The 6,264-nt window shown below is 67.8% G+C and carries 7 protein-coding genes; 5 read left to right on the top strand and 2 right to left on the bottom strand.

Annotated elements, in window-relative coordinates; translation table 11 throughout:
- From A5771_RS24140 to A5771_RS17795, 4 genes are all read left to right on the top strand, one after another.
- A partial coding sequence (locus A5771_RS24140) for a hypothetical protein (protein WP_131808888.1) occupies positions 1-79 on the top strand: 79 nt, incomplete at its 5' end.
- A gap of 44 nt (positions 80-123) precedes the next feature.
- Positions 124-1,251: an aminotransferase class V-fold PLP-dependent enzyme gene (locus A5771_RS17805; protein WP_064856515.1), complete on the top strand. Its 1,128-nt coding sequence runs from the start codon at positions 124-126 to the stop codon at positions 1,249-1,251.
- Between the two features lie 28 nt (positions 1,252-1,279).
- A complete protein-coding gene (gene pta / locus A5771_RS17800; protein ID WP_064856514.1) occupies positions 1,280-3,370 on the top strand; it encodes a phosphate acetyltransferase in 2,091 nt (696 codons plus the stop codon).
- Positions 3,367-4,512 (top strand): acetate kinase, encoded by a 1,146-nt coding sequence (locus A5771_RS17795; protein WP_064856513.1) that lies wholly within the window; start codon positions 3,367-3,369, stop codon positions 4,510-4,512. The genes pta and A5771_RS17795 overlap by 4 nt, the downstream gene beginning before the upstream one ends.
- Before the next feature lie 8 nt (positions 4,513-4,520).
- Here the strand turns inward: A5771_RS17795 and A5771_RS23455 are convergent, their stop codons facing one another.
- Both A5771_RS23455 and A5771_RS17790 read right to left on the bottom strand, forming a co-directional pair.
- A complete protein-coding gene (locus A5771_RS23455; protein WP_165606183.1) occupies positions 4,521-4,676 on the bottom strand; it encodes a DUF6131 family protein in 156 nt (51 codons plus the stop codon).
- A complete protein-coding gene (locus A5771_RS17790) occupies positions 4,673-4,927 on the bottom strand; it encodes a hypothetical protein (protein WP_064856512.1) in 255 nt (84 codons plus the stop codon). The genes A5771_RS23455 and A5771_RS17790 overlap by 4 nt, the downstream gene beginning before the upstream one ends.
- Positions 4,928-5,099: 172 nt before the next feature.
- On the opposite strand from A5771_RS17790, the gene pstS reads away from it, so the two are divergent.
- On the top strand, positions 5,100-6,215 hold the full coding sequence (gene pstS / locus A5771_RS17785; protein WP_064856511.1) for a phosphate ABC transporter substrate-binding protein PstS: 1,116 nt from the start codon (positions 5,100-5,102) through the stop codon (positions 6,213-6,215).
- Positions 6,216-6,264: the final 49 nt, after the last annotated feature.

Genomic DNA, 6,264 nt, shown 5'->3' with positions numbered 1-6,264 from the left:
CGACGCCAAGATCACCCAGATCTACGAGGGCACCAACCAGATCCAGCGCGTCGTCATGAGCCGCCACCTGCTGCGCTGAACCGCGGCCCGATGACATCGCGGCTCGTCGACTAGGAGAGCTTCATGCCAGGACTGCTGCCCGAGGTGGACCCCGACGGCTTGCTGGAGTACTCCGTCGTCTATACCGACCGGGCACTCAACCACATGTCCGCACGCTTCCAGAACGTCATGACCGACGTCTCGGCCACGCTGCGCGAGGTCTACCACGCCGACGCGGCAATCGTGGTGCCCGGCAACGGAACCTGCGGCATGGAAGCCGTCGCGCGCCAGTTCGCCAACGATGCCGAGGTACTCGTCGTCCGCAACGGGTTCTTCAGCTACCGGTGGAGCCAAATTTTGGAGGCCGGCCGCATCACCGACCGCATCACGGTGCTCAAAGCGCGCCCAACGGGCGACGGCGACCAGGCACCCTGGGCGCCGGCGCCCATCGTCGAGGTCGAGGAGGCGATCGCGCGGACCCGGCCGGCGATAGTGTGCGTCCCGCACGTGGAAACCGCCAGCGGAATCCTGCTGCCCGACGACTACCTGGCGCGCATCGGCGCGGCGACCACGGCGGTGGGCGGCCTGTTCGTACTGGACTGCATCGCCTCCGGCGTGGTCTGGGCCGACATGGCCGCGCTCGGGGTCGACGTCTTGGTGACCGCGCCGCAGAAGGACTGGAGCGCCGAGCCGGGCTGCGCCATGGTCTGCCTGTCCAACCGGGCGCTCGAGGTCATGGACCGCACGCAAAGCACCAGCTTCGCGCTGGATCTGAAAAAGTGGCGCGAGATCATGGCGACCTACGAGAACGGTGGCCACGCCTACCACGCCACCATGCCGACCGGTGTCATCAGCGGCCTGCGCGACGCCATGACCGAGACCCGCGAGCGCGGTTTCGGCGCGGTGTGCGAGCAGCAGTTCACCTTGGGCCGCAAGGTGCGCGCGCTGCTGGCCGAACACGGTTTCCCCAGCGTGGCCGCAGCGGGATTCGAAGCGCCCGGCGTGGTCGTGAGTTACACCACCGACCCCGAAATCCGCACCGGTAGAAAGTTTTTGCCGCAGGGACTTCAGACCGCGGCTGGAGTGCCGCTGCAATGCGACGAACCGTCGACGTTCAGCACCTTCCGGCTGGGCCTGTTCGGTCTGGACAAACTGGCCGACATCGAGGGAACGGTGGCGCGACTGCGCTCGGCGATCGATCGGATCGGCTGAGCTCGCGCTGGTCTAGGTTGAACACACCATGACCGAAGCTGAACCGGCTCGCGCGTCGAGCATCTATCTGGCCGCCGCCGAGGGAGGCGCCGGCAAAACCGTGATCGCGCTGGGGCTGCTGCACCTGCTGGCCGCCTCGTCGGCGCGGGTTGGGGTGTTCCGGCCGATCGTCCGGTCGCTCGATGAGCCCGACGACCAACTCGAACTGCTGCTCGCACACGCCACCGCCCAGCTCGACGACCACCGCGGCTGCCGGGGGGTGACCTACCAGCAGGTCTACGCCGATCGCGAAGCCGCGCTGAGTGAGATCGTCGCGCGGTTCCACCAAGTCGCCCGGCAATGCGACGCGGTGCTGGTGGTCGGCAGCGACTTCACCGACGTCGTCAACCCGAGCGAGTTGAGCTTCAATGCCCGCGTCGCGGTGAACCTGGGCGCGCCGCTGGTCCTGGCGGTCAACGGCCACAACCGCGACCCGCACGCGATCTCCGAGATCACCGCGCGTTGTCTGACCGATGTGGCCTCGGTGCACGCCCGGCCGGTCGCGGTGATCGCCAACCGCTGCGCCCCCGGCCTGCTGGCGGAGGTCACCCAGGCGATGGCCGACATCGGCGTGCCGGCGTTCGCGGTTCCGGAAGTGCCGTTGCTGTCCGCCCCGACGATGGCTGAACTTTGCACGGCCCTGGGCGGCACCGTCTACAGCGGCGACCCGGAGCTGATGCGCCGGGAGGCGCTCAGCGTGATGGTGGGCGGGATGACAGCCGAGAACATCCTGGAGCGCCTGACCGAGGGGCAGGTGGTGATCGTGCCGGCCGACCGCTCCGAAGTCCTGCTGGCGCTGCTGAACGCCCATGAAGCGCAAGGGTTCCCGTCGCTGTCAGGCATCATCCTCAACGGTGGCCTGCTGCCGCACCCGGCCATCGACAAACTGGTCAAGGGGATGCGGCCCAAGCTGCCGCTGATCGCCAGCAGCCACCGCACCTACGACACCGCCGAACAGGTGTCGCACACCGGGTCCCGGATCACCGTCGACTCGCTGCGCAAGATCGACACCGCGCTTGCGGTGATGGCCGCCCACGTCGACGGTGCGGAGTTCGCCGAACGGGTCCGGGTGCCGGCCTCGGCGGTGGTGACCCCGCAGATGTTCGAGTACCGGCTGCTGGAAAGGGCCCGGTCCGACCGGCGCCATATCGTGCTCCCGGAAGCCTCTGACGACCGGATCCTGTTGGCGGCAGGGCGGTTACTGTCGCGCGGCATCGTGGATCTGACCCTGCTCGGGGTCGAGGATGTGGTACGCGGGCGCGGCGCCGAACTCGGGGTGGACCTGGGCGCTGCGCAGGTGGTCGACCCGAGCACCAGTGGCCTGCTGGAGTCGTTCGGCGCCGAATACACCCGGCTGCGCGCACACAAGGGGATGACCGAGGATCGCGCTCGCGAGATCATGCGCGACATCTCCTATTTCGGCACCATGATGGTGCAGCTGGGGATCGCCGACGGGATGGTGTCGGGTGCCGCGCACACCACTGCGCACACCATCCGTCCGGCTTTCGAGATCATCCGCACCACGCCCGGGGTGTCGACGGTATCCAGTGTGTTCCTGATGTGTTTGTCGGATCGGGTGCTGGCCTACGGCGACTGTGCGGTGGTCCCCGATCCGACGGTCGAGCAACTGGCCGACATCGCCATCTCCTCGGCGGCCACCGCAGAGGCGTTCGGTATCGAACCCCGCGTGGCGCTGCTGTCGTACTCGACCGGTGAGTCCGGTTCCGGGGCGGGCGTCGAGAAGGTGCGGGCTGCAACGCAACTGGTGCATGAGCGTCGCCCCGACCTGCTCGCCGACGGTCCGATCCAGTACGACGCCGCCGTGGATGAGACGGTGGCGGCCGCCAAGATGCCCGACTCGCCGGTCGCCGGGCGGGCCACGGTGCTGGTGTTCCCAGACCTGAACACCGGAAACAACACCTACAAGGCGGTGCAGCGCAGCGCCGGAGCGGTGGCGATCGGGCCGGTGCTGCAGGGCTTGGCCAAACCGGTCAACGACCTGTCCCGGGGCGCACTGGTCGACGACATCGTCTACACCGTCGCGATCACCGCGATCCAGGCGCAAGGAGTCGGCTCGTGACCAATCCCGGCCTGGTGCTGGTACTCAACTCCGGCTCGTCGTCGATCAAGTACCGGCTCGTCGATCCCGGCGCTGGAACCGCGGTGCTCTCCGGACACGTGGAGCAGATCGGCGAGGGCGGGCCGGTCGTCGATCACGCCGCGGGGCTGCGGCTGATCCATCGGCGGCTCATCGATTCCGGGGTCGATCTGGCCGCGGTGCGCGCGGTGGGGCACCGCGTGGTGCACGGCGGCAGCCGGTTCTTCGCGCCCACGCTGATCACCGATGCGGTGGTGTCCGAGGTGCAACGGCTCGCCGAGTTGGCGCCGCTGCACAATCCGGCCAATGTGATCGGGATCGAGGTGGCCCGCAAGGATTTTCCCGATGTTCCGCACGTCGCGGTGTTCGACACCGCCTTCTTCCATTCGCTGCCGTCCGCGGCCGCGACTTACGCGATCGATCACGGCGTTGCCACCCGATACGGCATCCGCCGCTACGGATTCCACGGCACCTCCCACCAATATGTCTCCGGGGAGACGGCCGCAGCCCTCGGGCGCGACCCGGCCGAGCTGAACACCATCGTGTTGCACCTGGGCAACGGCGCCTCGGCGTCGGCGGTGCGCGGGGGAGTGGCGGTCGAGACGTCGATGGGGCTGACCCCGCTCGAGGGGCTGGTGATGGGCACCCGCAGCGGCGACATCGACGCCGGCGTGCTGTTTCACCTCGACCGGGCCGCCGGGATGGGTGTCGAGCAGCTCGACGAGTTGCTGAACCGCCGCTCCGGGTTGAAAGGACTCAGTGGCGTCAACGACTTTCGGGAGTTGCTGCAGCGGCGGGCGGCCGGGGGAGCTTCAGGCGAGGCGGCCGCGCTGGCCTACGACGTCTACATCCATCGGCTGCGCAAGTACGTCGGGGCGTACCTGGCGGTGCTCGGCCGCGTCGACGCGATCGCCTTCACGGCCGGGGTGGGGGAGCACGTGCCCGACGTGCGTGCAGACGCCCTGGCGGGTCTGGACGGGCTGGGCATCGCCGTCGACCCGCACCGCAACCGAATCGGCACCGGCGCGCGGATCATCTCGACCGACGCCTCGCGCACCACGGTCCTGGTGGTTCCCACCAACGAGGAGTTGGCGATCGCCCGCGCCGCCTGGGAATTCGTGTAGCCGGGCGGTCAGTACCAATGCCGGCGGCCGCCGACCGGACGTCCGACGGACCCCAAGATCCACAGGACCGCGCCGATCACCAGCAGGACGATGCCGATGCTCCACAGAATCTGGATCCCGAACACGAAACCGAGAATGAGCAGAAGGACTCCCAGGCCGATCATGGCGACTCCATTCCTATGAGGTGTTCGATGCTGCGGTCGGGAAGTGAGCTGGGCTGCGGCAGCTCACATTGCGCCACTTGAGGATTGACGCCGCCGTAGTTCAGCGGCCCGGCGAGCACGGTCAGTGCGATGGTGCCCGCCGAGCGGCACGTCGGCTCGGCATTTTCCAGATAGCCGCGCTGCCACACCGCGATCGCCCCGATCAGCAACCAGATGAACGCCACCGTGCCGAGTACGTTGCCCAATCGCATCGTGACCTCCGTTTTCGGTTGCGCCCCCGGGTGGGTGCGACGACGATACCGCCGCAAAGCTTGTCGCGTACCCGGATTGGCTCGCGGACCGCTGTCGTCCTTGTGAAGTACCCCGGCAGAGCCGTCTCCAACCAGCATCCCGCTCGCCTCGGGCGGAGTACAGTTGTGAGCTGTGAAAATCGGCCGCGGGACCGTGTTACTGACTCTGCTCACTGTTGGCGCACTGATAGTTTCGGCCTGCGGCGGAAATTCCGGTGAGTCGGGCTCGGCGGCCGGCGCCTCGTCGGTCGACTGCGGCGGAAAGCCGGAACTGCACGCCAGCGGCTCCACCGCCCAGGAGAACGCGATCGAGCAATTCGTCTACGCCTACATCCGGGCGTGCCCGGGCCACACCCTGGACTACAACGCCAACGGGTCGGGCGCCGGGGTGGACGACTTCATCGGCAACCAGACCGATCTCGCCGGGTCGGATGTGGCGCTGGACGCCGCCAAAGGCCAGCCGGAACGCGCGGCGGAGCGGTGCGGTTCGCCGGCCTGGAATCTGCCGATCGTGTTCGGCCCGATCGCGGTGACCTATCACATCAGCGGGGTCAACGCGCTGACCCTGGACGGCCCCACGCTGGCGAAGATCTTCAACGGCACTATCGGTAGTTGGGACAATCCGGCGATCAAGGCGCTCAACGCGGGCGTACCGCTGCCCTCGACGCCCATCCACGTGGTCTACCGCAGCGACAAGTCGGGCACCACCGCCAATTTCCAGAAGTATCTCGATGGTGCCTCCGACGGCGCGTGGAACGGGGGAACGGGGGAGATGTTCAACGGCGGTGTCGGTGACGGAGCCGCCGGGAACAACGGCACCTCGGCTGCGCTGCAGAACACCGACGGTTCGATCACCTACAACGAGTGGTCGTTCGCGGTCGGCAAGCAGCTGCCGATGGCGCAGATCATCACCTCGGCAGGCCCCAAGCCGGTGTCCATCTCCGCCGACTCGGTCGGCAAGACGATCGCCGGGGCGAAGTTCGCGTCGCCGTCCGGGCAACCCAATGACCTGGTGCTGGACACGTCGTCGTTCTACAAGCCGACCGAGGCGGGCGCCTACCCGATTGTGCTGGCGACCTACGAGATCGTCTGCTCGAAATACCCCGACGACGCCACCGGCGCGGCCGTCAAGGCGTTCATGCAGGCTGCGATCGGCCCCGGCCAAGACGGGCTGGATCAGTACGGCTCCATTCCGCTGCCGGATTCCTTCAAATCGAAGCTTTTGACGGCGGTTAACGCCATCACGTGACCATTTGCGGGGGCGACGCCATTAGGCTGGTAGGCAGTCTTTCGCCGCA

Source organism: Mycolicibacter sinensis (genome assembly GCF_001667375.1).
Lineage (GTDB): Bacteria > Actinomycetota > Actinomycetes > Mycobacteriales > Mycobacteriaceae > Mycobacterium > Mycobacterium sinense_A.
Note: the sequence above shows the minus strand (reverse complement) of the source record. Positions and strands in the feature narration are given on the sequence as shown.

Coding starts and splice junctions, on each gene's coding strand:
- A5771_RS17805 (WP_064856515.1), top strand. CDS start 124: ATGCCAGGACTGCTGCCCGAGGTGGACCCCGACGGCTTGCTGGAGTAC.
- pta (WP_064856514.1), top strand. CDS start 1,280: ATGACCGAAGCTGAACCGGCTCGCGCGTCGAGCATCTATCTGGCCGCC.
- A5771_RS23455 (WP_165606183.1), bottom strand. CDS start 4,676: ATGATCGGCCTGGGAGTCCTTCTGCTCATTCTCGGTTTCGTGTTCGGG.
- A5771_RS17790 (WP_064856512.1), bottom strand. CDS start 4,927: ATGCGATTGGGCAACGTACTCGGCACGGTGGCGTTCATCTGGTTGCTG.